The organism is Rathayibacter sp. AY2B5, from assembly GCF_002931645.1.
Taxonomy (GTDB): domain Bacteria; phylum Actinomycetota; class Actinomycetes; order Actinomycetales; family Microbacteriaceae; genus Rathayibacter.
Map to the genome: position 1 here is coordinate 12525 of NZ_PSUE01000004.1, position 26348 is coordinate 38872.

A 26348-nucleotide genomic window follows, 5' to 3' on the forward strand; every position below is an offset into this window, starting at 1 on the left:
TCGGCCTGCGCCCGCTCACTTCTTCGTCAGCGACGACTCCTTGTGCGCGGCCTTCGCGTCGGTCTTGTCGCTCTGCACGATCCAGTAGGGCTCGTCGTCCGAGGCGTTGAACTTCTGCCCCTCGAACTGGAACTCCTTGGTCTTCTTCTCGACCAGCTCGCCGTGGGTCTCGCCCTGCGAGGTGTTCCAGCTGATCTTGTCGCCCTTCTTCACGAGGCGGCTCCTCTCTCTCGGTCGCGCCGGAGCGCGGTGGTCCCCTCGCGCGGGAGCGCGATGGTGGTGGTGACGTCGACCATCGCCGGAGCGGCGGGCGCCGACGAGAAGCCGAACCGCACGGGCGGCGACAGCGGTCCCAGCGGGCCGAGGTCCTCCTCCGCCAGCACGGCGTGGACGCCCTCGACGCGGCGGATCGCCCGCACGCCGTAGTACTCGCGGCGTCCGTGCCCGGCCGACCCGGCCGTGCTGACCCCGCGGACGAGCAGGGAGGCGACCGGCGAGATCGCGGTCAGCCATGCCGGGTGCTCGGCGAGCGGCCGCGGAACGATCCGCAGCAGCCGGCCGAGCGGAGTGAGACCGCCGAGCTCCAGGCGCACCGCGAGCGGTCCGGCCGAGACGGACAGGCCGCCCGCGATCCTCCGCCACGACACCGGCGCGATCCGCACCTCGTCGAACGCGTACGTCGACCCGATGAAGTCCGCGACCTCGCGGGTCGGTGCGATCAGGAGGCGGTGGCCGTCGCCGTCCTCGACCATCGCGTCGGCGAACGGGCCGAAGGGGGTGTCCTCCCAGAGGCCCAGCACGATCCTCGTGCCCGAGGACGTGCCGAACCCCGCGATGCGCCCGCCGAAGCGGAGGAGCCGCGGGGTCCGGCCGGTCATCAGGAGGCCGAGCGCAGCAGTGTGAACGAGCCGTCGCGGACGATCAGCGTGGTGACCTCGCCCTCGACGACCTGCTCCGGGTCGCTCGAGGCGGCCAGCGTCCACTCGGCGCCGGGCGCCTCGGGAACGGTGAACTCGACGCCGTTCTCCGCCGCGTTCAGCAGCAGGGCGAAGCTCGCGCTGCCCTCGTGCTCGAACACGAAGGTGATCGAGCGGGCGTCGGGGTTGTCCCAGTCCTCGTCGGCGAAGCCCTGCGCGTCGGAGCGGAGGATGTCGACCGTGTCGGGGCCGCCGTCGCCGGGGGCGCGGCGGAACCACTTCGGGCGCAGCGCCGGCTCCGCGGCGCGGAGGGCGATCAGCTCGCGGGTGAAGGCGAGCAGCTCGCGGTCCGCGTTCTCCCAGTCGAACCACGAGATCTCGTCGTCCTGGCAGTAGGCGTTGTTGTTGCCGCCCTGCGTGCGGGCGATCTCGTCGCCGCCCAGGATCATCGGCACGCCGGCCGAGAGCAGCAGCGTCGCGAGGAAGTTGCGGCGCATGCGGTCGCGGCGCTCGTTGACCGCCTCGTTCTCGGTCGGGCCCTCGGCGCCGTTGTTGGAGGAGCGGTTGTCGCTCTCGCCATCGTTGTTGTCCTCGCCGTTGGCCGCGTTGTGCTTGCGCGAGTACGCGGTGAGGTCGGCGAGGGTGAAGCCGTCGTGCGCGGTGACGAAGTTGATGCTGGAGACCGGCGAGCGGCGGTCGGCCTCGTACACGTCGGGGGAGCCGAGGACGCGCTGCGCGGTCGTGCCGAGCACCGAGTCGGCGCCGTTCCAGAAGTCGCGCACGTCGTCGCGGAACTTCCCGTTCCACTCCGACCAGTCCGCGGGGAAGCCGCCGACCTGGTAGCCGGCGGTGTCCCACGGCTCGGCGATCATCTTGACGGGCGCGAGCACCGGGTCCTGCGCGATCAGGTCGAGGAAGGCGCTGTGCACCTCGGCCTCACCGGTCTGGCGGGTGAGGGTGGTGGCGAGGTCGAAGCGGAAGCCGTCGATGTGCATCTCGGTCACCCAGTAGCGCAGCGAGTCCATGATCAGGCCGAGCGCGGCCGGGTGCGCGACGTTGAGGCTGTTGCCGGTGCCGGTGGTGTCGAAGTAGTTCGCGCGGTCCTCCTCCACCAGTCGGTAGTAGGAGCCGTTGTCGATGCCCTTGAACGAGAGGGTGGGGCCCTTGTCGTTGCCCTCGGCGGTGTGGTTGTAGACCACGTCGAGGATGACCTCGAGGCCGGCCTCGTGGAACGCCTTGACCATGGCCTTGAACTCGTCGACCTGCGAGCCGTCGTCGCCGGCGTGGGAGTACTCGTTGTGCGGCGCGAAGAAGCCGAGGGAGTTGTAGCCCCAGTAGTTGCGCAGGCCCTTCTCCTCGAGGTGCGAGTCCTGCACGAACTGGTGCACGGGGAGCAGCTCGACCGAGGTCACGCCCAGGTCGGTGAAGTGCTTGATCGCGGCGGGGTGCGCGAGGCCGCGGTAGGTGCCGCGGATGTCCTCGGGCACGTCGGGGTGCAGCTTCGTGAAGCCCTTCACGTGCACCTCGTAGACGACGGTCTCCTCGAGCGGGATGCGCGGCGCGGTGTCGCCGCTCCAGTCGAAGGAGTCGGGGTCGGTGACGACGCAGCGGGGGACCGCGTGCGCGGAGTCGGCGTCGTTGCGGGTGTCGGCGTCCTCGTAGAACTGGCCGAAGACGTCCTCGGACCAGGTGTACGAGCCCTCGATCGCGGTGGCGTGCGGGTCGAGGAGGAGCTTGGCGGCGTTGTGGCGGAGGCCGTTGGCGGGGTCCCAGGGGCCGTCGACGCGCAGTCCGTAGCGGGTGCCGATGCCCATCTCGGGGACGAGGCCGTGGAAGACGTGGCCGGTCCGCTCGGTGAGGGCGACGCGGGTCTCTGCTCCGGACTCGTCGAAGAGGCAGACCTCGACGCTGTCCGCGGTCTCGGAGTAGACGGCGACGTCGGCGCCGGCGTCGCCGCGGAGGGAGACGCCGAGGGGATACGGGAAGGAACGGGGGGATGCGGGCATGCGTCCATCCTGACCGGGCGGCTCCGGGAGCTTCGCGCCCTTGTCGCCGCGCCCGCCTCCCGCTAATCTCCCAGGCCCTCCCTTCGACACGGCGCCCTCCGCGGGCATATAGTCAGCTGGCTTACTAAATCGTCGGAGGAGAGCGTCGTGCGCAACCGCAAGTGGATCGGGCTGGTCGTCATCAGCCTCGGAGTGGCGACGATCATCGTCGACTCGACCATCGTCAACGTCGCCATCCCGTCGATCGTCGCCGATCTCGGGATCACCTCGACCCAGGTGCAGTGGGTGCAGGAGTCGTACACGCTCGTGTTCGCCGCGCTCCTGCTGGTCTTCGGCACCCTCGCCGACCGCTGGGGCCGGCGCCGCATGCTGATCGTCGGCGTCTCGCTCTTCGCGCTCTCCTCCGTCGCGGCGGCCCTCGCTCCGACCGGCGACCTGCTGATCCTCTCCAGGGTCGTGCAGGGCGTCGGAGGAGCGATGGTGCTGCCGACGACCCTCTCGCTGATCAACGCCACCTTCCGCGGGCGCGAGCGCGCCATCGCCTTCGCCGTCTGGGGCTCGACCATCGGCGGCATGACCGCGGTCGGCCCGCTGCTCGGCGGCTGGCTCACCACCGACTTCTCCTGGCGCTGGGCGTTCGGCATCAACATCCCGCTCGGCGTGATCATCGTGGTCGGAGCGCTGCTGTTCGTCGACGAGTCGCGGCAGCCCGACGGGCGGCGGGTCGACCTCGTCGGCGCCGCGCTCTCGATCATCGCCTCCGCCTCCCTGGTGTTCGCCCTGATCGAGGGGCGCACCCTCGGCTGGTGGGGCGTCGACGAGCGCCTGAGCGTCGGCGGCTGGAGCTGGCCGCTCGGTCTCTCGCCGGTCCCGATCGCGTTCGCCGTCGCGGTGCTCGCCGGGGTCGCCTTCGTCCTCTGGGCGCGGGCCCGCGAGCGCGCCGGGCGCTCGGCGATGCTTGCAATCGGGCTCTTCCGCCTCGCCTCGTTCCGCAACGGCAACCTCGCCGCGATGATCGTCTCCCTCGGCGAGTTCGGGATCATCCTGGCGCTGCCGATCTGGCTCCAGAGCGTCCTCGGCTACACGGCCGTGCAGACCGGCCTGGTGCTCCTCGCGCTCGCGCTCGGCTCCTTCGTCGCCTCGGGCTTCGCCGGCGCCTTCGGAAACAGGGTCGCGCCGGTGCTGATCGTGCGGGTGGGCCTCGCGGCCGAGATCGTCGGAGTCGCGGGCATCGGCCTGGTCGTCTCCGACTCCACCCCGTGGTGGGCCCTCGTCCCGTTCCTCGCCGTCTACGGCTTCGGCGTCGGCCTCGCGACGGCGCAGCTGACCGGGGTCGTGCTCCGGGACGTTCCCGTCGAGCTCAGCGGGCAGAGCTCGGGCACGCAGTCGACCGCACGGCAGATCGGCTCCGCCCTCGGCATCGCCGTGCTCGGGACGATCCTCTACACCTCGACCGCGGGGGTCCTCACGACCTCGCTCGAGCAGCAGGGCCTCTCCGCGGAGCAGGTGGCGACCACCGTCGACGCGGTGGTCGACTCCTCCGGTGCGGCGATCGCCGGGCTGGCCGCCTCACCGGCCACCGCCGACGCGGCCCGGGCGGCGGGCGAGGCGTTCTCGGACGGCACCCGCTACGCCGCCTTCGCGGCCGCCGGGTTCCTCGCCGTCGGCTTCCTGGCCACGCTCTCGCTCGGCCGACCGGCCGAGGAGGAGGAGACGGTGGTCAGCTCAGCGGAGCCGAGTCGTCGGCAGTGAAGACGACCTTGCCGATCGTGCGGTCGGCGCCGGTCGCTCGGCGCGACAGCACGTCGACGACGTCGCCCAGAGGATGCACGGCGCCCGGCCGGGGCCGCAGCTCACCGGAGGCGGCGAGCGAGACCGCGCGCCCGATCCGCTCCGCCGTCGCCACCACGATCATGTTGCGCACCCGTGGGCGGTCGCGGCGGACGAGGCCCGTCGCCTGCGAGACCAGCGCCGGACCGCTCGGCACCAGCGTCGCGATGCGCCCGCCCTCGGCCAGGAGGATCGCCGCGTCGTCGACCGGCAGGTGGCCGGAGACGTCGACGACCACGTCGAAGCGGCCGCCCAGCACCCCGAGGTCGAGCGCGCGGTAGTCGTGCGGCTCGGCGCCGAGCGAGCGGAGCAGGTCGGCGGAGGCGGCCGAGCCGGTGGCCGCGACCGTGCAGCCCGCCCGCACCAGCAGCTGGATCGTCGGATCGCCGATGGCTCCCGAGCCGCCGCTGACGAGGACGCGCTCGCCGGCGCGCACGTGCAGTGCGTCCACCAGGCCCACCGCGGTGCCGCCCGACATCGCGAGCGTGACGGCCTCGACGAAGCCGAGGGAGTCGGGCATCGGGACGAGCGAGCGGCTGCGCGCGATGGACGCGTCGGCGAAGGCGTCGCCGTCGCGGGTCATCCCCACCACTCGGTCGCCGATCGCGACCGAGTGCGACCCCGGGCCGAGCGCCTCGACGGTGCCGGCGATGTCGAGCCCGAACCCGTAGGGACGGGAGCGGCCGACGGCCATGATCCGCGCGGAGCCGGACAGGATCTTCTCGTCGGTCGCGTTGATGCTCGCCGCGCGTGTGCGCACCAGGACCTCGCCGCGACCCGGCATCGGCACCGGCGCTTCCCGCCACGAGAGCAGATCGGGCCCGCCGAACCTGTCGTACCCGAGTCGTCGCATGTCGCTCCCGTCGTCCGTGCCAGCCCCCCGAGCCTAGGGCGTGGCCGCTGAGCGGAGGCGTCGCGGGCGCCCGGCGGAACCCCCTCCGGTGCCCGCGGGCCCGGTGCTACCGTGGCGGCCATGAGCGCAGACGACAGCCCCGAGTTCGCAGGCTTCGAGGCCACCCCCTCCACCGATGCGGAGAAGGCCGACGACGTCCGTCCCGCCGACGCCGAGGTCGAGGAGAACACGACGGCCGACGAGAGCCGCGACCCGGACCACGGCTACGACCCGATGAGCGAGAGCGGCTCCGAGAACGCCCCCGAGGACGAGGTCGGCCCCCGCGAGGACGAGGAGGGCCTGCTTCCCCCCGGCAGCACCGCCGAGGGAGCCGGCACCGCGCTCGGCGCCGACGCCGTCGAGGGCGGCGAGCCCCTGGGAGAGAACGCGAGCGCCGGCACCCCCGGCCAGCTCGCCGACGAGCGCTGGCGCACCAACGGCATCAACCCGCTGGGTTGAGCCGTCTTCCGCGGCGGTCCCCGCCCGCCGCGGCGCAGTCGGCTACCCGGGATGGCCGGGCGGGTGGAGCGTCCTGCGTCCAGCTACGACGGAACGCTGACACGCGTTCCGCCGGTTCGCCTCGCGGACACAGCGGCGGTGGACGCCCGGCCGCGCGGGCCATCGACTCCTCCGACCACGACCACGGTGGCGCGCCGCGTCGAGGCGAACCGTCGAAACGCGTTTTGGCGTAGCCGGTCGCGACCCGCTCCACCTGCCCGGCCACTCCTGGGAGCCGACCGCGCCGCGGCGGGCGGGGACCGCCGCGGTAACGAACACTGCCGTGAGGCGAACCGACGAAACGCGTTCCAGCGTTTCGGCGTAGCCGGTCGCGACCCGCTCCACCTGCCCGGCCACTCCTGGGAGCCGACCGCGCCGCGGCGGGCGGGGACCGCCGCGCAACAAACACAGCTGGCGTTCCGGTTGCTCGGAGGAGGAGCAGGGGTGGGCGCCGTAGCGTTCCGGGAGCGCGGCACGTCGGTCGCGCGGACGGGGAGTCCCATGTCGTTGTTCCTGAACCGCACTCGTGAGGTCCGATGGACCGAGGACGAGAGGCGGGCGCTGGCCGAGGCGGTGGCGGAGGACCGGGCCGACGCCTGGCGCGGAGTGGGTGCGCTGGATCGCACCGTCGTCGTCTCGACCGAGGATCCCGGCGTCCGCGGCGGCGCGCGCTGGCCCACCGATCACCGTGCGTTCCTGCGCGTCGACCGCGGCGCCTCCGTGGTGCTCGCGACCGACGGGCTGAGCGATCCCTTCGACCGGCTCGCGCATCCCGGCACCGGTCTCGGCCTCGAGCTGTGCCTCGAGACGTCCGCCGTCCGCGGCGTCCCCACCGCCGAGCTCTGGAACCACTGGCACTTCCGCCTGCTGTACGAGGCCGCCCGACGGGCCGCCCTCCAGGGGGTGTGCTGCCGCAGCTCCCTCGACACGGCGCGGCTCGCGAACGTCGCGGCGCCGCCCGCCTGGACCGATGAGCAGGGCACCGTCGGTGTCCTCCTGGGCCTGCGCAGCCCCGGCCTGCCCGAGCGGCTCGACCTGGCGACCGGTCACGCCGACCTGGTCACCCTCACGCCGCTGCGGCCGCAGGAGCACGCCCGGGCGTCGGTCGACGCAGGCGCCCGTGCCGAGATCGCCGAGCGCCTCGGGGCCCTGCCGCACGAGGAGCTCGTGCACACGGCCCGGCCGCTCGTGGTCTGAGGAGCGTCGCGGGTCAGGAGCCCTCGGCCGGCTCCGGCACCACGGTCATCTCGCCGGTGTTGTTCGCGCTCGCGATGAACTGCTCGATCCACAGGCGGTTGAGCGACGGGCGCTTGCTGCCGTGGAACCGGAAGTGCAGCGGAGTCGTCGGGTGCACCCAGACGGAGCTGCGGCCGTAGCCGGACGATTCCGGCTCGCTCCAGGAGAGGCTGAACGACTCGTTCCGCCGCATCTTGGTGAACATCGCGACCTTGAGGTGCGCGAGGAGCCGGTCCTCGAAGTCGATCTCGAGTGATTGCGGTCCGTAGATCAGTCGTCCCATTGTCTCCGCCGTGAAGTGGTGCCGACGCGCCGGAGTCCCGGACGGCGTCGCGGGCTCCGTGAGCTCGGGAGCCGCCACGGAGAGGATACCGATCCTGCGGCCCGGAGGGGTGGCACGGGTTTCGCCTCCGCCGGCCGGGGGCGTAATCACCCCGTCAACGACGGACGCCCCGCCGACCGGATCCGGGGATCCTGGTCGACGGGGCGTCGGAAGTCGGAGATTACTCGCCGACGCCGCGGATGTTCGCGGCCTGCGGGCCCTTGCGGCCCTGCTCGACGTCGTACTCGACGTGCTGGTTCTCGACGAGCTCGCGGTAGCCCTGCTTCGCGATGGCGGAGAAGTGCGCGAACACGTCGGCGCCTCCGTCGTCGGGAGCGATGAAGCCGAAGCCCTTTTCGGAGTTGAACCACTTAACGGTGCCAGTAGGCATTTCTTTTCCTTATGTGTTAATGACGCCGACCGGGGCCCGCGTCGTCAGAGTCCGCACGAGTGTGCGGTACCCGCTCGACTCGGCCTCCGCGGGTGAAACACGCGTCTGCCGGAGTCGTCCGGGTCGTCTAGGGGCTGAGCTCGCGCCTCCGGGGGAGGGCGGCTCTGCGGGGGAGAACGTCCCGCGGACCGGGCGAGCCGGTGGAGCGGGGGTCGAACGAGGAACGGCGCGGCTTCCGCGGCGTCCTGTGAAGGGCGGTACCCGCGTGCGAGGCGGGCGTTCGAACCGGACGACCGAGGACGATGCTCTCGGTCGGTGCGGTCTCTATCAGGGGCTGAGTCTCTTCGTCGTCGTGCGACTTCTCAGCCGTGGAATTCGGGCGATCGCCCAGGAGATGTCTCGACTCTACGGGATCACGGCCCCCGAGCGCGACCGCCCGCGTCATACGGCGCGCCGATCCGCGTGCGCGAGGCGGCCGGAACCGCTGTCCGGGCGGGTCGCGGTGTGCCACGATACGACTCGGATCGCGCCGTTCCCCGCCGCCGATCCCCGCCACAGCCTCCCCGCCACAGCCTCCCCGCCACCGTCGCCCCGGAACGAGCCCGGAGCCCGTCCTCCCGAGGTCACCGTGCCCCTGCCTCCCCGGCCCGCCGACGCCGCGGTGCTGCTGCGCGAGCAGCGCGAGGTCGGCGTGCTCTGCGCCCGGCGGGCGGGCGGGGTGCTGACCGCCGCCTCCGCGCTGCACCTGCTCGCCCTGACGCCCGCGCAGCTGACCACGGTGCTGCCGAGCCTGGCGCTGCTGGTCGTCTCGGCGCTCGTGCAGCTCGCGCCCGGCCGATCGGTCGCGACCGGAACGAGGGCCGTGATCCTGGGATCCGCGCTGAACGTCGCGGCACTCGCCGCCTTCCTCTCGCCGGGCGTCGACGCCTCCCTCCGCGCCGTTCTGGGCGGGATCACGATGCTCGCCTCGATGGCGCTGCCGTGCGCGCTGCTCGCCGTCGGCTCCTGGCGGGGCATGCCGTGGGCCGCGGTCCTCGCGCTGCTCCCGGTCCTCGCCCTCGGCGCGGCGGCGACGGGCGCGTCCGGGCGCGCTCCCTTCGTCCTGATCTCGGTCGTCGTCTGCTGGGCGCTGCTGCTGACCGCCGCGCGGTGGCTCGCGGGCAGCGTCGCGCGTGCGCACGTCGGCACCGCCCGCCTCCGGACCGCCCACGACGCCGAGCGCCGCTCGAGCGAGAGCGAGTCCCGGCACCGCGCCGACGCGCGGCTGATGCACGACACGATCCTGGCGACGCTGACGCTGGTGGCGCACCGGGGGGAGGGCGTGCCCGCTCCGGTGCTGCGCGACCGGGCAGCCGCCGATCTGGCCCTCCTGCGCGGTCTGGAGACGGTGGAGGAGCCGGACCCGGACGGGGCGGCCGGGGTGCCGGAGGCGCTCCTCGCGCTCGGTCGGCGTTCGGCGGCGGTGGGCGTGGAGGTGCGCTGGCACGGCGGTGCGCAGCCGCGGATCCGACCGGAGGTGCTCGACGCCGTGGTGCGCGCGACCGGGGAGTGCCTCGAGAACGTGCGGCGCCACTCCGGAGCGGCCCTGGCCCACGTGAGCGTGGCGGAGGAGGCGGGCACGCTCCGCGTCGTCGTCTCGGACGAGGGGCGCGGTTTCGACCCGGCCGCGGTGGCGGCCGGACGCCTCGGCCTCGCGGAGTCGGTCGTCGGCCGGATCGAGGCGGTGGGCGGCGCGGTCCGGGTCTTCTCGGCGCCCGGGTCCGGCGCGACCGTGCTGCTGAGCGTGCCGCTGTGAGCGGGTCGCGGCAGGAGGAGGGGACGCTCCTGGAGCTGGTCCGGGCGGCGGACAGGAGCCCGGGCGCGCTGTGGAGCATCCGCGAGCGCCTCACCCGGCCGAACCGCCTGAGCGGGAGCTACCTCGGGCTGGGCTTCCTCACGATGGCGGTGCTGCTCGACATCCGCGGAGTGATCTCGTACCTCTGGTCCCTCGACGCGCGGTCCGCGACCTGGCTGAGCGGACTCTCCTGGCTGCTGGTCGTCGTCGCGAGCGCGGTGGGGGTCTCGATCGCCCTCCGCCGCCACGGCGAGCTGCCGCGCCGGGCCTTCGCGGGCGTCCTCGCTGTGGACGTGGCCGCGCTGCTGCTCGAGTTCGCCGACCACGCCCTGCCGACACCGGCTCCGATGTACTACCCGTCGGTCTGCGTGGGAGTGGGCGCGGGGGTGATCGCGCTGATCACCTTCCAGCCGCTCTCGCGCTCGTTCCTCGCTCTGGTGGTCCTGGTCGGGCTCACGGCGCTCGGCCTCGTCGGCCAGGCGCTCCTCGGCGACGGAGGCGCCGCCCTCGCGGTGAGCAACGTCCTCCTCGCCGTCGCGCCCGCGGCCGTGTGCGTCGTCGTGCTCACCTCGCTCGACCAGTACGTGCGGCGCACGCTCGACCGCAGCCTGGCCGACGGCACCGTCCACGCCGCGGACGACGAGTTCTCGCAGGTGGACGCCCGCATCGAGGAGCTCCTCGAACGGGTCCGGACGCCGGTGCCGCTGGACGAGGAGCTGGGCGAGCGGGCGCGGGTGCTCGGAGACGAGCTCCGCGAGGCGCTCGCCCGCAGCCATGACCGCACCTGGCTGAGGATCGCGGTGGAGGAGTCGGCGCTGCTGTCCTCCGCTGTCGCGCTCGACGATCCGAGCGGGGCTGCGGCGCTGCTGGCCCCGCTCGATCGCTCGCGGCTGCTCTCGGTGCTCTGGCTGCTCACCGCCCCCGCGGGGAGGACTCCGCTCGCCGTCCGCCTGGAGCCGGGCCAGGGCGGCGGGGTGGAGCTCGCCCTGGTCGCCGCGGGCATCCGCGCCCGCGACCTCGACCGCTCGGTCTGGGGCATCCTCAGCGAGCTCGGCGAGCACCGCACGACGACCGACCACGGCGCGACGAGGATCCTCGTCGCCCACCGGCCCCGGAGGAGGACGACGACATGAGCGACGAGCCCGCGATCACGCTGGCCATCCTCGACGACCACCCGATCCTGCTGGCGGCGCTGGCGGAGTGGATCCGCCGCTCGGGCACGGACATCCGCGTGGCGGCGACGGTCGGCACCTGGACGGACCTGCTCGCGCATCCGGCCTTCCCGACCGACGTGGTGCTGCTCGACATCGACCTCGGCGACGAGCTCGACCTCGCCATGAAGATCCGGATCATCGCGGCCGCCGGCGCCGCCACGATCATCATCAGCACGCACTCCGAGCCGGGCACGATCAGCCGGGCGCTCGAGGCCGGGGCGCACGGCTACGTGGTCAAGAGCGAGCGGACCGAGACGATCCTCGCGGCGATCCGCGCGGCGGCGCGCGACGAGCGCTTCCTGACGGCGCAGACGCGGGAGCTGCTCGGGGCCGACCGCCCGGGCACCCTGACGCACCGCGAGCGGGAGATCGTCCGCCTCTTCGTCGACGGGATGCCGCTGAAGCAGGTCGCCACGCTCCTCGGCATCACCCAGGACGCCGCGCGGAGCTCGCTGCGCAGCGCCCGGGGCAAGTACCGGGCGGAGGGGCTGGCCGTCGGCACGAAGATCTCGCTCCGCCGGCAGGCGCTGCGCGACGGGATCGTCGAGCGCTAGGCGCGCGCTCGACGGTCCCGGGGGCCTAGACCGTCTCGGCGCGCTTCTGCCGCGCGGGCTCGGCGGGGTCGGAGGGTCCGTTCCAGATCGAGACGATGCCCCAGACGACGGCCGCGATCGGCACGGCCAGCACGGCGCCGACGATGCCGGCGAGGACGGTGCCCACGGTCAGGGCGATCAGGACGATCAGCGGGTGCAGCTTCAGCGAGCGCGCCATCACGACCGGCTGGAGGAAGTTGCCCTCGAGCTGGTTGACCCCGATGACGACCAGGATCACGATCAGCGCGGCGACCGGGCCGTTGGCGACCAGGGCGACGAGAGCGGCGAGGATGCCGGCGGCCGTGGCTCCGACGATCGGGATGAACGCGGTGAGGAAGACGATGACGGCCAGCGGGATCGCCAGCGGCACCTGGATGATCGCCAGTGCGACTCCGATGCCGATCGCGTCGACCGCCGCGACGGTCGCCGTTCCGCGGACGTAGCCGCCCAGCACGTCGACCGTCTTGTGCCCGACGCGCTTGGCGCGCTCGTAGCCCGAGCCGGTGAAGGGGCGCAGGAGGAACTCCCAGATCTTCGGGCCGTCCTTCATGAAGAAGAAGAGCACCACGATCATCAGCACGAGGCCGGTGATGAAGTTCGCCGCTGCGGAGACGCCCGCGAGCGCGCCGTTGCCGAACGAGCTGGAGGTGAGGAAGTCGACGACCGACTGGCGGGCGGACTCGATCTGCTCGTCGGTGATCTGGAACGGCAGGTGCTGCACGTAGTCCTGCAGCGAGGTGATGCCGTCGGAGGCGCTGCTGACCAGCTCGTCCCACTGGTTGCGGACCGCGACCGTGATCAGCCAGCCGACCGCGCCGAGGACCGCGAGCAGCCCGATCAGCGCCAGCCAGGTCGCGAGGATCGACGGCACGCCCTTGCGCCGCATCCACGCCAGCACCGGGTGGATCGCCGCGGCGAGGATGAGCGCGATCATCACGGGGATGAGCACCAGCGTGAGCTGCGTCATCGCGAAGACGAGCACCGAGGCCAGCAGGAGGACGATGACCACCTGGAGGCAGCGGGTGGCGAACCGGCCGAGGCCGTCGCTCCAGACCCGCCGCTGCGGATCGGGTGCGCTCGGCTGCGGCGCTGCGGCGCTGGTCGAGGAGTCGTTGCGGTCGAAGAAGCCCATGGAGGGACGGTATCGGCTCGGGCCGACCTGCCGTCCCTCCTTGACACCCCGCCCGCGCCGCGGCGATCCGGGGGTCAGAGACCGGCGGGCTTCTCCGGCGTGCGCAGCCAGGTGTCGAAGAAGTCCGCCAGGTCGGAGCCGGAGACGTTCTCGGCCAGGGCCTGGAAGTCGGCGGTCGTCGCGTTCGAGTAGCGGTTCTCGGAGGCCCAGCGCTTCAGCAGCACGCCGAACGCGTCCGCGCCGATCCGGTCGCGGAGGGCGACGAGGGTCAGGCCGCCGCGGGCGTAGACGGGCGCGTCGAAGAGGCCCGCGGCTCCGGGGTCGGCGACGGCGGTCGACCAGAACGGGTCGTCGGCGGGAGCGGCGGCGACCCGGGCGGCGGACTCGGTGACGCTCGCGCCGCCGGTGTGCTCCTCCCAGAGCCACTCGGCGTAGGTCGCGAAGCCCTCGTTCAGCCAGATGTCGGACCAGGTCTCCGGCGTGACGCTGTCGCCGTACCACTGGTGCGCGGTCTCGTGCGCGACGGTCGACTCGTCCGCGCCGCCGGAGTAGAACGAGCGGCCCTGGGTCTCGAGGGCGTAGCCGATCCGCTCGTCGTCGACCACGGCTCCGGCCGAGCGGAACGGGTACGGGCCGAAGACGGAGGAGAAGTAGTCGATGATCGCGCCCTGCTTCGCGAGGGCCGCCTCGGTGCGGGCGCGGGTGTCGCCGGTGATGTCCCGGTCGATCGCGTCGATGGTCGTCACGCCGCCCTGGGTGGAGCGGACCAGGTCGTAGTCGCCGATGTTCACCATGGCGAGGTAGCTCGCCATCGGGCTGGTCTCGACCCAGCGGGAGGTCGTCCACCCCTTCGACGTGGTGGGGGAGCCGACCGGCAGGCCGTTCGCGACGACCGTCCGGCCCTCCGGGACCGTGATGCTGAAGGTGTAGCGCGCCTTGTCGGCGGGCGAGTCGTTGACGGGGTACCAGGTCGAGGCGCCGTCCGGCTCGCTGGCGACCAGGGCGCCGTCGTCCGTCGACCACCAGCCGAAGGGGGCCCCGGTGCCGTCGACGGGGTTCCCGGTGGTCCCGGCGTAGTCGATGCTCACCAGCGCGGGCAGGCCCTTCCGGAGGGTCCGGGCGGGCGTGACGGTCAGCTCGTCCCCCGACTGCGAGAACCGGGCGACCCCGGCGTTGACGGTGACCTTCGAGACGGTGAGGCCGGTCAGGTCGAAGGAGAGCGAGCGCAGGTCCTTCTGGGGCGCGAGGGTGACCACGGCCCTGCCGCCGAGGGCCCGGGTCGCCGGATCGTACTTCAGGACGAGGCTGTAGGTGAGGGCGTCGAAGCCGCTGCTGCCGAGGCCGGGGAAGTAGGGATCACCGGCGCTGGTGCCCCCGTCGACGGCGCCCGCGCGGGCGGCGGGGGAGGCGATGGCGGCGGGTGCGAGGAGGAGGGAGGAGGCCACGAGCGCGCTGAGCGCGGCTGACGCACGGAATGTCATGTCCGCACGCTAGCGGGCGGGCGTTTCGTGCGCGTGTCGGCACCGTGCCGAGGAGAAGCCCCATCGATCGACGGACGGGCGATCACGTTCCTGCCGGGGCGAGTCAGCTGCGGAATCCGTCGCGGTCACGGAGCATCGCACGGTGGAATTACCCATTCGAGCCGCCGGAGCCCCGCGGATCGTTGCGGCGGCGACGGATTCCGCACTACAGTCGCGGTGTTCATGCAGGTGCATGGGGTGCGGTACCCGAAGCCGCACTGCACCGCCCTGCTCGGAGCAGACGCCTCCGCCGGGAGGGATGACGATCCTCTCTCCCGGAGGGAGGCGGACCGGGCGGATCCGCCCGGCCGCCGCCGGCGCTACGCCGGGACGCGCACCGTCAGCCCGCCGGGCTCGATCCAGGTGCGGAACGCCGAGGTCGAGCCGAACGGATCGCCGTCGAGCTCGATCTCCTGCGCGTGCTCGAGGCGGACCGTGAGGTCGCGGCCCTTCACGTACCGCAGGGCCGACACCTCCTTGGTCAGGCCCATCAGCTTCTTGCCGACGACGCCGCTGCGGCGGAGCACGCCGTTCTCCCACACCACCTTGAAGATGATCTGCACCCAGCCGAAGAAGCCCTCGGGGCGCAACAGGACGATGTCGAACTCGCCGTCGTCGACGGCCGCGTCCGGCAGCAGGAGGATGTTCGCCGGCAGGGCGCCGCAGTTGCCCACGATGATCGTGTGCGCGCGCACCTTGCGGGTCTTCGAGCCGTCGAGGCGGTAGCGGAACTCGAGCTGGTTCTTGTCGAGCAGGGCCTTCCGCAGCGCGTCCACGTAGGCGAGCCAGCCGGCCCGCTTCTTGAGGTCGTCGTCGGTGTTGGCGAGCATCTTCGCGTCGATCCCGAGGCCCGCCATCACGACGTAGGCGTGGCGGTCGCGGCCCGTGGAGGTCTCGATGTCGATCATCCCGACGTCGATCGCCCGGTCCTGTCCGGAGAACGCGACGGTCAGGGAGTTGTCGATGTCGTCGAGCGTGAGGTTCAGGTTGCGGGCGAGCAGGTTGCCGGTGCCGGAGGGCAGCAGCGCGAGCGAGGCGTCGGAGCCGCGGAGGGCCTCCGCCACGACGCGGACCGTCCCGTCGCCGCCGGCCGCGATCACGACGTCGGCGCCCGCGGCGAGGGCCTCCTCCGTCTGACCGGCTCCGGGGTCCTCGACGGAGGTCTCGTACCAGAGCGTCTCCTCCCAGCCGGCGGCCTCCTCGGCGCGCTTCACAGCGGCCTTCACGGACTCCAGGTCGACCTTGACGGGGTTGTAGACGAGGGCGGCACGGCGGCGCTCAGGCATCGTCGCGGCTCTCGTCGAGCTCGTCGCCGTTCTCGTCGACACGGCCCGGTCGCACGGCGGCGTCCTCGCGGATGTCGATGCGGGTGTCGCCGGCCTCGGTGGTGGAGACCTCGATGCGCGGGGCCGCGTCGGCCTCCGTCGCCTTCGGGGCGCTGGTCAGCTGGTCGTGGCGGTCGTCCGCGCTCTGGTCGGTCATGCCTGGACGGTAGCAGCGGGCGATCCGCGCCCGCGCGGGCTTGCGTCAGCGGCTGCGTGCCGCCTGAAGACCCCAGAGCACGAGCGGGATCTGGAGCGGGAGGCGCAGCAGCGTGATCGCCCGGGTCCGAGGCCGACGGGCGTCCCGCGCCATCTGCACGTTGCCGGGGAGGACGGCGGCCATCAGGGCGGCGGAGGCGAGACCGCCGGCCGCGCGGGTCCGCGGGTGCAGCGTCGCGGCCGCGCAGACCAGCTCCGCCGCTCCCGAGACGAGGACCCATCCGCGCGCCGAGCCGGGCATCCCCCGCGGGACGACCGCGTCGAAGGTCCGCGGGTGCACCAGGTGCACGACTCCCGAGACCGCCATCGCCGACACGAGCACGAGCGGGCCCGCGCCCAGGCCGCTCATCGGCCCTCCGCCCCGCGCTCGAGCGGAGCGACGTGGTCGAGGATCCGGCGCCACTCACGCACCAGCGCCAGCCGGCCGGCTCCGTCGACCGTCACGGTGCGCGCCCGCGCGAGGCGGCCGCGGTACCAGCGGCCGTCCTCGGCGCTCGCCACCGGGTCCGCGTCGCCGTGGACCAGGAGCGTCTCGGCGGTCACCCGGTCGAGGTCGTCGGCCCAGGAGCCGTCGCGGAGCGCCGCGAGATCGGTCGCGGCGCCGCTCGGGCCCTGCCGCCAGCCCTCGGCGAGCATCCGCTCCAGCCGGTTGCGCAGTCCGCCGTGGGTGGCGAGCACCGGGTCGTCGGAGTCGATCCCGAGCGCGTCCAGGCCCGGCTGCGTCTGCGGGAGGGCGGCGGCGATCGCGTCGGCGTCCTCCCCGCGGAGGGTCTCGCGCCGCTCCCACGCGCTGGTGGGGTGCACGATCACGCCGGCCTGCGGGGGCGCGGGGGTGCCGACCAGCGCGAGGCGGTCCACGAGGTCGGGGTGCCGGGCCGCGAGCGAGAGCGCGAACGCGCCGCCGGAGCCCCAGCCGACCACGCCGACGCTGCCGAAGCGGGCGCCCTCGACCATGCGGGCTGTGCGCTCGGAGCGGCGCAGGTACTCGGCGAGGTCGTCCGCGCGGTCCTCGACGCGGCCGTGAGCGGCGTCGACCGGGTCCGAGGCGCCGTAGCCGGGGCGGTCGAGGATCAGCAGGTGCAGACCCCACGGACCGGTGACGGTCGGGTCGGGGTCGAAGCCGCCCGCTCCGGGAGTGGGGTGGCAGAACACCACCAGCCGGTCGGCGACGGGATCGCCCGCCGCCGAGACGCCCATCCCGCGGCCGGACCGCAGCTCGAAACGGTGGTTCGCCATGTCGCCTCCCGGGTGCGCCGAGGGTCGGCGCGTCGCCCCCAGTCAAGCGGAGACGGCGGCCCGCGCGCTGGGCCTTGTGCCGGAGCGGGAGCAGTCGGACGCGTCTGGAGCGGGCGTGCTCGATGCGGGTGGTGCGACCGTCGTCAACCCCGGTGACGCGCCCTCCGCCGTCCGGTGGACTGGACGGTCCCTCGAGGAAGGACCACCCGTGATCCGCACAGCACTGCCCGCGACCGTCGACGACGTGGAGCTCGACCCGGTCGGCGACGACGGCTGGCGGGTCCGCGCCCGCACCGAGGACCCGCGGGAGCCGGAGGCCGTGCTCGGCTTCATCACGCCGGTCGACGGCGGCTTCGAGGCGCACCGCCTCGGGCTGCCGCAGGAGGACGTGACCTGCCCGTCGCTCGAGGACGCGCTCTCGAGGTACGTCGCCGAGGAGCCGCTGCCCGCGTGGATCCGCACCGCCCGGACGGAACCGCGCACCGGCTTCCTCGGCGAGCGGGAGGTCGTGGTCGGCACCCCCGAGGCCGAGGGGGCGGGCCTCCTGGTCGTGCACGTCGACGGCGAGCTCGCCGGGCACGTCGTCGCGACCAACCCGATCGCCTTCGTCGCCGAGCGCGGCGACCTCCCGCCCCTCGTCGTCGAGTCGATGGACGGGCTCCTCGCGCTCGTCTCGGGACTGCGCCGGTAACCCCTGCCCCCCGCGGAGGTCGACCCCCGTGGCAGGCGGCCGGCGGCCGCCTAGCGTGCTGGGAGCGGGTCGGCACCGGCTCCGTTCCGTGCTGCCGCGGATGATCGAGCAGGGGCGGGGCAGCGTGATCACCACCTCCTCCGTCGCCGGGCTCGACGGCGCCCCGGGCCTCAGCCCCTCCGTCGCCTCGAAGCGCGGGGTCGCCGGGCTCACCAGGAGCGCGGCCCTCGAGGTCGCGGGCACCGGCGTCCGGGTCGACTCGGTCCACCCGTCGCCCGTGAACACCCGGATGATGCGCTCGATCGAGGCGGGAGCCGTCGACGCCGGCGCACCGTCCGTTCACCCGATGTCCACGTGACGCCGCGGAGGAGGGGAGCGAGGATGGGGGCGTGTCCCGTCGCCTCCTTCTCCCCGTCGCCGGCGTCCTCGCCGCGGCCCTCGCCGCCGGCGGGCTGACGCTCCTCGTCTGGACGATCGACGAGACGCCGTTCGCACGGCCCGACGCCGGCTTCGACCGTCTGACGAGCGAGGTCGCCGCGGTGCCCGGAGTCTCCCTCGACGGCGCCGAGCGCTGGGTCGAGGCGCCGGCGTTCGGCCCGCCGACCTCCTGGGTCGGGGTCGCGGTCGAGGAGCCGGCGCTCGCCGACGCCCTCGCGACGGCCTGTGCGACCGAGTACGCGGATCCGGTGCTGTGGTCGTTCCGGGCGACGTCCGCAGGCGGGAACACCCTCTCCTTCGCGGGCGCGGAGGAGCCGACCGCCGCGTGCCCCGCTCCCGCTGTCGACGCGTCGGCCCTGCTCGAGCGGATCGACGGGCTCGGCCGCGGCCTGGAGCTGCACGCGTCGCTCCGCGAGGGGGCCTTCGCCCTCGACTCCTTCGAGGACGTCTCCGGCGGGCTGCCCGCGCTGCTCCCGATCGTCCGGGCGGCGGAGGACCTGCGGGACGCTGCGGGCGCGGAGCGGGGCGCCCCGGTCGAGATCTCCGGTCCCTGGGCCGCGATCACCGTCGGTCCCGGCGAGCAGGAGCGGACCGCCGCGCTGCTCACGACCCTCGTCGAGGAGCACGGCGTCACCGCCTACTGGGCGACCGAGGACGGCCTGCGGATCGTCGCGCCCGACGGCGGGCACGCCGCGATCGAGGCCGCCGTGCGCGACTCCGGGCTGCCGGTGGCCGACCGGTCCCTGCGCTTCGAGGCCGACGAGTCCTGACGCCGGGCGGCCGTGAACGGGTGCGGCCTGGCTCAGACCTCGGTGGCGGGTGCTCGACGGGCTCCCCGGCTCACGACGGGAGGCACCTCCAAGACGGGGACTGCACGCTTCATGAACCGGTCGAAGTCCGGAACAGTGAACGCGGCGTACCCGTGCTCGGGAGTGAACAGGAGCCCCATCCCGATCAGCTCCGCGCGGACCGATCCGAGCTGAGTGGACGCGCGCTCCAGAAGCGCCGCGACGTCGCCCGCTTTCTGGGGCTCTGGTCCGAGCTCCGCCATGGCTCGCATGTACGCGGTCTGAAGTGGACTCGCCCGATCGAGTCGCACGCGGAAGAAGGAGCTGTCCAGCTTCGCCTCGTAGGCCTCCCTCGCCAGTTCGACGTCCTCCCGGTGGATGCGATCGTTCTCAGCCACCGTCCAGACCTGGTAGCCCAGTTCCTGGATGAAAGAGGGATATCCGGTCGTGATCTCGACTGAGAGTTCAACAGCGTCGTCGTCGTAGACCGCGCCCTCGGCCGCTGCCGGCTCTCGGAGAGCCGCTACCGCTTCGTCGTGATCGAGCGAGTCGATCCGCGGAAAGCTGAAGAGCCGCTCGGCGTACGATCTCGCATCGCCGACCAGCTCGGCGATCTGCGGAGGACCGGCACCGACGAACGTGACGGGGAGGCTCCGCTGCACGGTCTTGTGGATGGCTTGGATGAGCGCTTAGAGCTGCGGTGAGTCGAGGAACTGGACCTCGTCGATGAGCACGACGATCCCCTCGCCCTGCTCGGCCGCCGCTTCACCCACGGCGACGAGGACGTCCGTCAGGTCCAGTCCGAGATCCCGATGATCGGCCACCCCTTCTGCCGGCGGTACACCCCATCCGATGGACCACACGCCGTCCGCTCCGACAGACACCGCGAAGGCGCTCAAGACCGCGGCGGCGTGCCTCCCGCGGTCGGTCCATCTCGCGCCGGGGGACAGGCGGAGGAGTGCCGCCTTGAGCTGGGATGCCAGCACCTGGCGGAACCGGCCCTCGTCGTGCTTGACCGCCTCGAACTCGATCACTTCCCCGTTCTCCTCCTGGGCGATCGTCCGGAAGCTGTTGAGAAGGACCGTCTTTCCGACGCCCCGCAGACCCGTGATGGTCATCGACTGGTTCGTGCGGCCCCGTCGCAGGCGCGTCAGCAGGGTGCGGAACGCCTGGGTCTTCTCGTCTCTGCCGATGAGGATCTCCGGTCGCGCTCCCGCGTTCGGCGTGTAGGGATTGTCGACGGCATCCATACGGGCCGGTTCAGGAGTCTTACTGTGCTTTATCCAGATCGAGTGAAGCGCAGTAAAGCCATCGAACGGCGCCCGTCACGCGCGCCAGGCCGCCAGCTCCTCCGCAGCCGCCAGGACGCGGTGGGTCGGCGAGAGGTCGAGGACGCACGCGCCTGAGCGCCTGCGAGGCCCGGATCCCGCCTCCTGGACCCGCGACCCAGGGAACGCTGGCAGGATGTACGGGACGGTCGGTGCGCGAGAGCGCGCCGCACGGACGGCACCGCCCGCTGAGAGCGGCCCCGCCCGGCCCCGTCCCGCACACCTCCACCCGCTCCCGACAGCGCTCACAGCGCCGGAGCGACACATCACCGCGGCCCGACCGGGCGCGCGGTCGGACCCTGCGCCGCGCGCCCGCGTCCAGCCACTCCCTCCCGGAAGAACCGCATGAGAAACGCCAGAACCGCCAAGCCCGCCCGCCACCACCTCGAGCTCCCCAAGCCCAAGCCCCTCGAGAAGGGCGCCATGCGGATCACCCCGCTCGGCGGCCTCGGCGAGATCGGCCGCAACATGACCGTCTTCGAGCACAAGGGCAAGCTGCTCATCGTCGACTGCGGCGTCCTCTTCCCCGAGGAGAACCAGCCCGGCATCGACGTGATCCTCCCCGACTTCGCCGCGATCCGCTCGCGCCTGAAGGACATCGAGGCCATCGTCCTCACCCACGGCCACGAGGACCACATCGGCGGCGTGCCGTACCTCCTCAAGGAGCGCGGCGACATCCCGATCATCGCCTCGACCTTCACCCTCGCGCTGATCAGCGCGAAGCTGCAGGAGCACCGCATCACGCCGCGCACGCGCCCGGTGAAGGAGGGCGACCGGATCGACGCCGGCGTCTTCGACCTCGAGTTCCTCGCCGTGAACCACTCCATCCCGGACGGGCTCGCCGTCGCGATCCGCACCGAGGCCGGCCTCGTGCTGCACACGGGCGACTTCAAGATGGACCAGTTCCCGCTCGACGGGCGCACCACCGACCTCCCCGGCTTCGCGCGCCTCGGCGACGAGGGAGTCGACCTGTTCCTGGTCGACTCCACGAACGCCGACGTCCCCGGCTTCGCGATCTCGGAGGGGGACCTCGCCCCCGCGATCGACCAGGTGTTCCGCACCGCGCCGCGCCGCATCGTCGTGTCCAGCTTCGCGAGCCACGTGCACCGCATCCAGCAGGTCCTCGACGCCGCGCAGCGCCACGGCCGCAAGGTCGCCTTCGTCGGCCGCTCGATGGTCCGCAACATGGGCATCGCCGCCGACCTGGGCTACCTCAAGATCCCGGCCGGCCTCGTCGTCGACATGAAGGTGCTCGAGAAGCTCCCCGCGACCGAGATCGTGATGATCTGCACCGGTTCGCAGGGCGAGCCGATGGCGGCGCTCTCGCGCATGGCCAACAAGGACCACATCATCGACATCGGCCCCGGCGACACCGTGCTGCTGGCCAGCTCGCTGATCCCCGGCAACGAGAACGCGATCTACCGGATCATCAACGCCTTCACCCGCTGGGGCGCCACGGTCGTGCACAAGGGCAACGCCAAGGTGCACGTCTCGGGTCACGCCAGCGCGGGCGAGCTCGCCTACTGCTACAACATCCTCCGCCCCACCGCGGTGCTCCCCGTGCACGGCGAGTGGCGCCACCTCACCGCGAACGCGGCGATCGCGACCCGCACCGGGATCGACGAGAAGGACGTCTTCGTCATCGAGGACGGCGTCTCGATCGACCTGGTGAAGGGCCGCTCGCGCATCAGCGGGCGCATCCCGGCCGACCAGATCCTGGTCGACGGCACCACGATGGGCGTCGCCACCGAGGACGCGATGAACGACCGCATCGTCCTCGCCGAGGAGGGGGCCATCACGGTCCTCGCCATCGCCGACCTCGACCGCGGCACGCTCGGCGAGCCCGTCGAGTTCTTCACCCGCGGCTTCGTCGAGGAGCCGGGCTGGAAGGCCAATGCGAGCAAGGCGATCGACGACGCCGTCCTGCAGGCCGCGGGCAAGCCGGTCGAGCTCGAGGCCATGGAGGCGCTGATCACGCGCACCCTCGGCCGCTGGCTGACCCGCCGCCACCGCCGGAACCCGGTCATCACCACCATCGTCGTCGAGGAGTAGGCGCCTTCCACGCCGCCCTCCGCCTCCGCTACCCCCTGCCCCGCGAGGCGCGGGCGGAGCAGAGTGGGAGGGTCGGCAGGTCGCCGACGCGAAGGGAGAGCGCCATGAGCACCGACCGCACCACGGGTGAGGACACCGAGAAGACCGAGGACCTCCCCGACGGCACCGGGACGGACACCTCCTCCGGTGGCGGCGACACCGACACCGTCTCCGGCGGCGAGCCGGACGAGCCCGCCGAGTAGGGCCGTGAACGACGAAGGGCGGGACCGCGAGGTCCCGCCCTTCGTCGTTCCGCCGATCAGATCAGCGGGCCGTCGCTCTCGCTCGAGCGGCGGGTGACCTGCTCGCCGCTGGCCGGGTCGACGGCCGAGCGCGTGGTCGAGACGGCCTGGCGGCGGCGCGTCAGCAGGACCAGCCCGAGGATCAGGCCGACCGCTCCGGCCGCCATGAGGATGTAGCCGACCAGCCTCAGGTCGATCCCGGACACCTGCACGTCCACCGCGAAGGCGAGGACCGCGCCGACGACGAGGAGGAAGATCCCTGCTCCGATGCTCATTGCGTGCTCCTTCTGACTGCCGCCGGAGCGCACGCGGGAAGCGCGCAGGGGCACCGGCGATCGCCCCACGGTAGACCCCGGGTCCGGCGGCCCCCAGGCCTTCCGGCGGGAGCCTCCGGGGGTGTAGGGCGGTGCGGGTCAGCGGTCGGAGACGCGGAGCATCACGCGGGTGCGGTCGGCGCGGGTGACCAGGCCCTCGATCAGGAGGAACACGCGGTACTCGAGCCGGTACTTCGCCAGGAACACGCGGCCCAGGCGCTCGACCTCGCCGGGGTCGGCGTCGATCTCCGCGGCGGCCTCGACCGGCACCGCGTAGTCGGAGACGCGGCCGCGGCGGTCGCACGGGACGAGGGTCACCCGCGCGTCGTTGCGGAGGCGCTTCACCTTGCCGCTGCGGCGGGGAGTGGTGACGATCAGCTCGTGGCCGTCGCGGGCGATCCAGACCGGGGTCGAGACGGCGTCCCCGGACTTCCGGAACGTGGTGAGCGAGACGAAGCGCTCGTCGGCGAGGGCGGTGAGGTCCTGGGAGAGGGGCATGTCCGAAGTAGAGCGGCCGGGAGCGGTCACCGCAAGCCTCCGTGGCACCTCGATCCGCCCCCGTAGGGTGGAGTGATGACCGACGCGACGCCTCTGATCGGCCCGACCGAGGCGCCCGATCTGCACGTGATGACCTACAACATCCGCCGGCGGATGCCGCGCCTCACCTCCCGCGCCGTCGACCAGTGGGACCGGCGCCGCCCGCTCGTCCAGCGGGTGCTGGAGCAGGAGCGCCCCTCGATCCTCGCCGTGCAGGAGGCGCTGCCGGACCAGTCGGCCGCCGTGCACGAGGCGCTGGGCTCCTCCTTCGAGGCGATGGGCTTCGGCCGGGACGCGGACCGCGGCGGCGAGCGCGTGATGCTCTTCGTCGACCGCAGCCGCTACGCCGTCCGGCACTGGACCCAGATCGCCCTCTCGGACACCCCGGACGTCGCCGGCTCGCGCAGCTGGGGCAACCGCATCCCGCGCACCGCCGTGATCGCGGAGCTGACCGATCACGCGACCAGCCGCGAGCTCACCGTGGTCTCGACCCACTTCGACCACATCTCGCGGCGCTCGCGCCAGCGCTCCGCCGAGCTGATCGCCCGCCGCGTCCTCGAGCTCGGACGCCCCGCGATCGTGATGGGCGACACCAACACCGACGTCGACACCGTCCCCTACCGGACGATCCTCGAGGAGGGCCGCCTCGCGGACGCGTGGGAGACGGCGGAGAAGCACCTCACCCACTCGTGGAGCACCTTCTCGAACTACCGCCCGCCGGCGCCGGGCAAGCGGATCGACTGGCTGCTCGTCAGCGAGGGCGCGTTCGAGGTCGTCTCCGCGGGGATCAACGCCGTCCGCTACGGGGGAGCGGCGCCCTCCGACCACGAGCCGGTCCAGGCCGTGCTGCGCTTCACGAACCCGTGAGCGGCTCCGCCCTCGTCGAGACATTCCTGGTGCCCCCGCGCACCCGCGGGGAGTGGACGGCCGACGGCATCCGCGCGATCGGGGCGGCGAGCATCGTGGCGGCCGCGATCGGCTGGGACCTGGTCGACGTGGCGGTGCTCGCGCTCGCGGCGATCGGGCTGGTGCTGCCGCGCTTCCTCGGCATCCGTCCGGCGCTCGACGCCCTCTTCGGGCTCGCGCTGCTCGTGGCGTCCTGGAGCAGCGTCCTCGGCCTCTACGAGGCCTGGCCGCAGTGGGACCTGGTCGTGCACTGCGTGCTCAACGGGCTGATCGCCGCGGTGGCCTACATCGTCGCCGCGCGGGCCGGAGTCGTGCCTGCCGTCGCGGGCGATCGCGGGCCGCTGCTCCCGGCGGTCGTGCTCTGCGCCTGCTTCGGGACGACGGCGGGCGTCCTGTGGGAGTGGGGCGAGTGGGCGGGGCACCGCTTCATCGACTCCTCGATCTTCGTCGGCTACGAGGACACGCTCGGCGACCTCGCCGCAGGTGCGCTGGGCTCGATCGTCGCCGGCGCGCTGATGCGCTTCTGGTCCGCGAAGTCCCGGGTGGTCGGACCGGGCGCCTCGCGCGGCGTCGGAGGTGCGGCGTAGCCTGTCCCGCATGTGCGGCCGCTTCGCGATGGACTCCGAGACCGATGAGCTGATCCGCGAGTTCGTCGCCGCGGGCGGGCGCGCCGAGGACTGGGCGCCCGACTACAGCGTCGCTCCCACCGACGTCGCGCCGATCGTCCGCGAGCGGCTCCACGACGGCGAGCGGGAGCGCGAGCTGGAGCTCGCGTCCTGGGGCTTCACCCCGTCCTGGTCGAAGGGCAGGGGGCCCTCGCCGATCAACGCGCGCCTCGAGTCGGTCGCGACGAACGGCCTGTTCCGCGGGGCGTTCGCCAAGCAGCGCGCGATCGTCCCGATGCGCGGGTACTACGAGTGGGAGACCCGCGCCGACGGCAAGCAGCCCTGGTTCCTGCAGGGCGAGGAGCCGATCCTCGCCGCGGCCGGCCTCTACACGGCCCGCAAGGAGGGCGACGACTGGCGCGTCTCCTTCACGATCATCACCCGCGAGGCGCGCGACGCCTCCGGCGAAGTGCACGACCGGATGCCCGTGTTCCTCACGCCCGACGTGCGCGACGCCTGGCTCGACCCGGCTCCGCTCGCCTCCGCCGAGGAGATGCTCGCCACCCTCGACCGGGCGTCCGTCGCGATGGCCTCGACCGTCACGGCCCACCCGGTCGACCGCCGCGTGAACAACTCCCGCACCGTCGACCGCCGCGACCCGGGCCTGCTGACGCCGGTCGCCTGAGGCCGTTCGCTCGGAAGGCGCGGGACGATCCGCGCGATCTGCGGAACCCCCCGGGCGAGGGCGGACGACGGGTGGTGGGTGGACCGGAGAGCACGGGAGGGGCGGAGCCGCGGCCCCGCCCCTCCCGGGCGTCCTACTTCGTGCCGGCGTGACCCGGGAACGGCTTGCCGTTCAGCGAGACCTCGTCGGGGTCGACCTCGACGTCGCCCACGTCGTCCGGGCCGCCCGTGCCGGGCACGGCCTTCACCTCGGCCGAGCCGGAGACCTCGGTGCGGCTCTCCGCCGGATCCGAGTCCTGCTTGGCCTCGGTCTCGCGCTCGCTGCCGGGCGACTCCGAGATGTCCTTCTCGATGGTCTCGCTCTCGGAGGAGGTGGCGGGAGCCGCCCCGTCCGGCTTGCCGATGGTCGAGCCCTGGTCGTCCTGCTCCGTGCGGTCCTGGTCCATGTCGTCGCCTTTCGTCGGGACCTCCGACGCTACGTCGGGGCGCGCGCGGGGGCACCCGCTTGACAGCCCGGCCGGGGGAGGGCGGCGTGCAGGGTCGACGTACTACCCTGGGTCGA

Annotated in this window: 31 protein-coding genes; 14 read left to right on the forward strand and 17 right to left on the reverse strand. The window is 73.0% G+C overall.

Features of this window, described 5'->3' with window-relative positions; all coding sequences use genetic code 11:
- Positions 1–15: 15 nt before the first annotated feature.
- Genes C5C30_RS03890 through glgX form a run of 3 tightly spaced genes read right to left on the reverse strand, consistent with a single transcriptional unit; the run spans position 16 to position 2923 of the window.
- On the reverse strand, positions 16–213 hold the full coding sequence (locus C5C30_RS03890) for a DUF2945 domain-containing protein (RefSeq protein WP_056866275.1): 198 nt from the start codon (positions 211–213) through the stop codon (positions 16–18).
- Positions 210–878 (reverse strand): hypothetical protein, encoded by a 669-nt coding sequence (locus C5C30_RS03895; protein WP_104333218.1) that lies wholly within the window; start codon positions 876–878, stop codon positions 210–212. The genes C5C30_RS03890 and C5C30_RS03895 overlap by 4 nt, the downstream gene beginning before the upstream one ends.
- A complete protein-coding gene (gene glgX / locus C5C30_RS03900; protein WP_104246955.1) occupies positions 878–2923 on the reverse strand; it encodes a glycogen debranching protein GlgX in 2046 nt (681 codons plus the stop codon). The genes C5C30_RS03895 and glgX overlap by 1 nt, the downstream gene beginning before the upstream one ends.
- Positions 2924–3070: 147 nt before the next feature.
- Here glgX and C5C30_RS03905 point away from each other — a divergent pair, with 147 nt between their 5' ends.
- A complete protein-coding gene (locus C5C30_RS03905) occupies positions 3071–4675 on the forward strand; it encodes a DHA2 family efflux MFS transporter permease subunit (RefSeq protein WP_104333219.1) in 1605 nt (534 codons plus the stop codon).
- On the opposite strand, the gene C5C30_RS03910 is transcribed toward C5C30_RS03905, so the two are convergent.
- A complete protein-coding gene (locus C5C30_RS03910; protein WP_104333220.1) occupies positions 4644–5606 on the reverse strand; it encodes an NADP-dependent oxidoreductase in 963 nt (320 codons plus the stop codon). The genes C5C30_RS03905 and C5C30_RS03910 overlap by 32 nt on opposite strands.
- Positions 5607–5726: 120 nt before the next feature.
- Here C5C30_RS03910 and C5C30_RS03915 point away from each other — a divergent pair, with 120 nt between their 5' ends.
- Positions 5727–6104, forward strand: a complete 378-nt coding sequence (locus C5C30_RS03915; protein WP_104314845.1) for a hypothetical protein — start codon at positions 5727–5729, stop codon at positions 6102–6104.
- A 540-nt stretch (positions 6105–6644) separates the two neighbouring features.
- Positions 6645–7340 (forward strand): hypothetical protein, encoded by a 696-nt coding sequence (locus C5C30_RS03920; protein WP_104257992.1) that lies wholly within the window; start codon positions 6645–6647, stop codon positions 7338–7340.
- A gap of 13 nt (positions 7341–7353) precedes the next feature.
- On the opposite strand, the gene C5C30_RS03925 is transcribed toward C5C30_RS03920, so the two are convergent.
- A complete protein-coding gene (locus C5C30_RS03925; RefSeq protein ID WP_104226101.1) occupies positions 7354–7662 on the reverse strand; it encodes a hypothetical protein in 309 nt (102 codons plus the stop codon).
- Positions 7663–7882: 220 nt separating this feature from the next.
- On the reverse strand, positions 7883–8092 hold the full coding sequence (locus C5C30_RS03930) for a cold-shock protein (RefSeq protein ID WP_055786246.1): 210 nt from the start codon (positions 8090–8092) through the stop codon (positions 7883–7885).
- A gap of 628 nt (positions 8093–8720) precedes the next feature.
- On the opposite strand from C5C30_RS03930, the gene C5C30_RS03935 reads away from it, so the two are divergent.
- Genes C5C30_RS03935 through C5C30_RS03945 form a run of 3 tightly spaced genes read left to right on the forward strand, consistent with a single transcriptional unit; the run spans position 8721 to position 11694 of the window.
- Positions 8721–9887, forward strand: a complete 1167-nt coding sequence (locus C5C30_RS03935; RefSeq protein ID WP_104333221.1) for a sensor histidine kinase — start codon at positions 8721–8723, stop codon at positions 9885–9887.
- On the forward strand, positions 9884–11059 hold the full coding sequence (locus tag C5C30_RS03940) for a hypothetical protein (protein WP_104333222.1): 1176 nt from the start codon (positions 9884–9886) through the stop codon (positions 11057–11059). The genes C5C30_RS03935 and C5C30_RS03940 overlap by 4 nt, the downstream gene beginning before the upstream one ends.
- Positions 11056–11694, forward strand: coding sequence for a response regulator (locus tag C5C30_RS03945; RefSeq protein ID WP_104257995.1), 639 nt, complete (start codon positions 11056–11058; stop codon positions 11692–11694). The genes C5C30_RS03940 and C5C30_RS03945 overlap by 4 nt, the downstream gene beginning before the upstream one ends.
- A gap of 25 nt (positions 11695–11719) precedes the next feature.
- Here the strand turns inward: C5C30_RS03945 and C5C30_RS03950 are convergent, their stop codons facing one another.
- From C5C30_RS03950 to C5C30_RS03975, 6 genes are all read right to left on the reverse strand, one after another.
- Positions 11720–12865, reverse strand: a complete 1146-nt coding sequence (locus tag C5C30_RS03950) for an AI-2E family transporter (protein ID WP_104233055.1) — start codon at positions 12863–12865, stop codon at positions 11720–11722.
- 74 nt (positions 12866–12939) lie between these two features.
- Positions 12940–14346: a M1 family metallopeptidase gene (locus C5C30_RS03955; protein WP_104333223.1), complete on the reverse strand. Its 1407-nt coding sequence runs from the start codon at positions 14344–14346 to the stop codon at positions 12940–12942.
- 359 nt (positions 14347–14705) lie between these two features.
- The gene (locus C5C30_RS03960; RefSeq protein WP_104273762.1) at positions 14706–15671 is read right to left on the reverse strand and encodes a diacylglycerol kinase family protein; all 966 of its coding nucleotides are present in this window, start codon (positions 15669–15671) and stop codon (positions 14706–14708) included.
- Entirely contained in the window at positions 15664–15867 is a 204-nt protein-coding gene (locus C5C30_RS03965; protein ID WP_104222930.1) for a multidrug transporter, read from the reverse strand. Before C5C30_RS03965 ends, C5C30_RS03960 begins: the two co-directional genes overlap by 8 nt.
- A 45-nt stretch (positions 15868–15912) precedes the next feature.
- Positions 15913–16275 carry a hypothetical protein gene (locus C5C30_RS03970; RefSeq protein ID WP_181131442.1) on the reverse strand — a complete coding sequence of 121 codons (363 nt, stop codon included), beginning with the start codon at positions 16273–16275 and terminating at the stop codon, positions 15913–15915.
- Positions 16272–17162 carry an alpha/beta fold hydrolase gene (locus C5C30_RS03975; RefSeq protein WP_104222928.1) on the reverse strand — a complete coding sequence of 297 codons (891 nt, stop codon included), beginning with the start codon at positions 17160–17162 and terminating at the stop codon, positions 16272–16274. The genes C5C30_RS03970 and C5C30_RS03975 overlap by 4 nt, the downstream gene beginning before the upstream one ends.
- Positions 17163–17370: 208 nt before the next feature.
- Here C5C30_RS03975 and C5C30_RS03980 point away from each other — a divergent pair, with 208 nt between their 5' ends.
- From C5C30_RS03980 to C5C30_RS03990, 3 genes are all read left to right on the forward strand, one after another.
- On the forward strand, positions 17371–17853 hold the full coding sequence (locus C5C30_RS03980) for a hypothetical protein (RefSeq protein ID WP_104222927.1): 483 nt from the start codon (positions 17371–17373) through the stop codon (positions 17851–17853).
- Between the two features lie 88 nt (positions 17854–17941).
- Entirely contained in the window at positions 17942–18211 is a 270-nt protein-coding gene (locus C5C30_RS03985) for an SDR family oxidoreductase (RefSeq protein ID WP_258060003.1), read from the forward strand.
- A 31-nt stretch (positions 18212–18242) separates the two neighbouring features.
- Complete coding sequence (locus C5C30_RS03990; RefSeq protein ID WP_104323656.1) at positions 18243–19061, forward strand: hypothetical protein; 819 nt, start codon at positions 18243–18245, stop codon at positions 19059–19061.
- A 32-nt stretch (positions 19062–19093) separates the two neighbouring features.
- Here C5C30_RS03990 and C5C30_RS17965 read toward each other — a convergent pair whose 3' ends face one another.
- Both C5C30_RS17965 and C5C30_RS17970 read right to left on the reverse strand, forming a co-directional pair.
- Positions 19094–19741, reverse strand: a complete 648-nt coding sequence (locus tag C5C30_RS17965; protein ID WP_258065784.1) for a hypothetical protein — start codon at positions 19739–19741, stop codon at positions 19094–19096.
- Between the two features lie 27 nt (positions 19742–19768).
- The gene (locus C5C30_RS17970; RefSeq protein WP_258065785.1) at positions 19769–20329 is read right to left on the reverse strand and encodes an ATP-binding protein; all 561 of its coding nucleotides are present in this window, start codon (positions 20327–20329) and stop codon (positions 19769–19771) included.
- A gap of 423 nt (positions 20330–20752) precedes the next feature.
- Here C5C30_RS17970 and C5C30_RS04000 point away from each other — a divergent pair, with 423 nt between their 5' ends.
- Entirely contained in the window at positions 20753–22459 is a 1707-nt protein-coding gene (locus C5C30_RS04000) for a ribonuclease J (protein ID WP_104222925.1), read from the forward strand.
- Between the two features lie 104 nt (positions 22460–22563).
- Positions 22564–22701 carry a hypothetical protein gene (locus C5C30_RS17545; protein ID WP_159940924.1) on the forward strand — a complete coding sequence of 46 codons (138 nt, stop codon included), beginning with the start codon at positions 22564–22566 and terminating at the stop codon, positions 22699–22701.
- A 56-nt stretch (positions 22702–22757) separates the two neighbouring features.
- Here the strand turns inward: C5C30_RS17545 and C5C30_RS04005 are convergent, their stop codons facing one another.
- Together C5C30_RS04005 and C5C30_RS04010 are read right to left on the reverse strand one after the other, a co-directional pair.
- Positions 22758–23015: a DUF6458 family protein gene (locus tag C5C30_RS04005; RefSeq protein WP_104262774.1), complete on the reverse strand. Its 258-nt coding sequence runs from the start codon at positions 23013–23015 to the stop codon at positions 22758–22760.
- A 138-nt stretch (positions 23016–23153) separates the two neighbouring features.
- The gene (locus C5C30_RS04010) at positions 23154–23552 is read right to left on the reverse strand and encodes a PPOX class F420-dependent oxidoreductase (protein WP_104246944.1); all 399 of its coding nucleotides are present in this window, start codon (positions 23550–23552) and stop codon (positions 23154–23156) included.
- Positions 23553–23627: 75 nt separating this feature from the next.
- Here C5C30_RS04010 and C5C30_RS04015 point away from each other — a divergent pair, with 75 nt between their 5' ends.
- From C5C30_RS04015 to C5C30_RS04025, 3 genes are read left to right on the forward strand one after another with little or no spacing between them, the layout of a single operon-like run.
- Positions 23628–24458: an endonuclease/exonuclease/phosphatase family protein gene (locus C5C30_RS04015; RefSeq protein WP_104262773.1), complete on the forward strand. Its 831-nt coding sequence runs from the start codon at positions 23628–23630 to the stop codon at positions 24456–24458.
- Positions 24455–25084 carry a hypothetical protein gene (locus C5C30_RS04020; protein WP_104333224.1) on the forward strand — a complete coding sequence of 210 codons (630 nt, stop codon included), beginning with the start codon at positions 24455–24457 and terminating at the stop codon, positions 25082–25084. Before C5C30_RS04015 ends, C5C30_RS04020 begins: the two co-directional genes overlap by 4 nt.
- Positions 25085–25094: 10 nt before the next feature.
- Positions 25095–25787: an SOS response-associated peptidase gene (locus tag C5C30_RS04025; protein ID WP_104226115.1), complete on the forward strand. Its 693-nt coding sequence runs from the start codon at positions 25095–25097 to the stop codon at positions 25785–25787.
- A 133-nt stretch (positions 25788–25920) separates the two neighbouring features.
- Here the strand turns inward: C5C30_RS04025 and C5C30_RS04030 are convergent, their stop codons facing one another.
- Positions 25921–26232 (reverse strand): hypothetical protein, encoded by a 312-nt coding sequence (locus C5C30_RS04030; protein WP_104222919.1) that lies wholly within the window; start codon positions 26230–26232, stop codon positions 25921–25923.
- Positions 26233–26348: the final 116 nt, after the last annotated feature.

Bases quoted from the DNA above. Each gene is read 5' to 3' on its own strand.
- C5C30_RS17970 (WP_258065785.1), bottom strand. From the start codon at position 20,329: ATGGATGCCGTCGACAATCCCTACACGCCGAACGCGGGAGCGCGACCG.
- C5C30_RS04010 (WP_104246944.1), bottom strand. From the start codon at position 23,552: ATGCCCCTCTCCCAGGACCTCACCGCCCTCGCCGACGAGCGCTTCGTC.
- C5C30_RS03920 (WP_104257992.1), top strand. From the start codon at position 6,645: ATGTCGTTGTTCCTGAACCGCACTCGTGAGGTCCGATGGACCGAGGAC.
- C5C30_RS03955 (WP_104333223.1), bottom strand. From the start codon at position 14,346: ATGACATTCCGTGCGTCAGCCGCGCTCAGCGCGCTCGTGGCCTCCTCC.
- C5C30_RS17545 (WP_159940924.1), top strand. From the start codon at position 22,564: ATGAGCACCGACCGCACCACGGGTGAGGACACCGAGAAGACCGAGGAC.
- C5C30_RS03915 (WP_104314845.1), top strand. From the start codon at position 5,727: ATGAGCGCAGACGACAGCCCCGAGTTCGCAGGCTTCGAGGCCACCCCC.
- C5C30_RS03975 (WP_104222928.1), bottom strand. From the start codon at position 17,162: ATGGCGAACCACCGTTTCGAGCTGCGGTCCGGCCGCGGGATGGGCGTC.
- C5C30_RS03895 (WP_104333218.1), bottom strand. From the start codon at position 878: ATGACCGGCCGGACCCCGCGGCTCCTCCGCTTCGGCGGGCGCATCGCG.
- C5C30_RS04015 (WP_104262773.1), top strand. From the start codon at position 23,628: ATGACCGACGCGACGCCTCTGATCGGCCCGACCGAGGCGCCCGATCTG.
- C5C30_RS03965 (WP_104222930.1), bottom strand. From the start codon at position 15,867: ATGACCGACCAGAGCGCGGACGACCGCCACGACCAGCTGACCAGCGCC.
- C5C30_RS03970 (WP_181131442.1), bottom strand. From the start codon at position 16,275: ATGAGCGGCCTGGGCGCGGGCCCGCTCGTGCTCGTGTCGGCGATGGCG.
- C5C30_RS03960 (WP_104273762.1), bottom strand. From the start codon at position 15,671: ATGCCTGAGCGCCGCCGTGCCGCCCTCGTCTACAACCCCGTCAAGGTC.
- C5C30_RS04025 (WP_104226115.1), top strand. From the start codon at position 25,095: ATGTGCGGCCGCTTCGCGATGGACTCCGAGACCGATGAGCTGATCCGC.
- C5C30_RS03910 (WP_104333220.1), bottom strand. From the start codon at position 5,606: ATGCGACGACTCGGGTACGACAGGTTCGGCGGGCCCGATCTGCTCTCG.
- C5C30_RS04000 (WP_104222925.1), top strand. From the start codon at position 20,753: ATGAGAAACGCCAGAACCGCCAAGCCCGCCCGCCACCACCTCGAGCTC.
- glgX (WP_104246955.1), bottom strand. From the start codon at position 2,923: ATGCCCGCATCCCCCCGTTCCTTCCCGTATCCCCTCGGCGTCTCCCTC.
- C5C30_RS03930 (WP_055786246.1), bottom strand. From the start codon at position 8,092: ATGCCTACTGGCACCGTTAAGTGGTTCAACTCCGAAAAGGGCTTCGGC.
- C5C30_RS03950 (WP_104233055.1), bottom strand. From the start codon at position 12,865: ATGGGCTTCTTCGACCGCAACGACTCCTCGACCAGCGCCGCAGCGCCG.
- C5C30_RS04030 (WP_104222919.1), bottom strand. From the start codon at position 26,232: ATGGACCAGGACCGCACGGAGCAGGACGACCAGGGCTCGACCATCGGC.
- C5C30_RS03945 (WP_104257995.1), top strand. From the start codon at position 11,056: ATGAGCGACGAGCCCGCGATCACGCTGGCCATCCTCGACGACCACCCG.
- C5C30_RS04005 (WP_104262774.1), bottom strand. From the start codon at position 23,015: ATGAGCATCGGAGCAGGGATCTTCCTCCTCGTCGTCGGCGCGGTCCTC.
- C5C30_RS03925 (WP_104226101.1), bottom strand. From the start codon at position 7,662: ATGGGACGACTGATCTACGGACCGCAATCACTCGAGATCGACTTCGAG.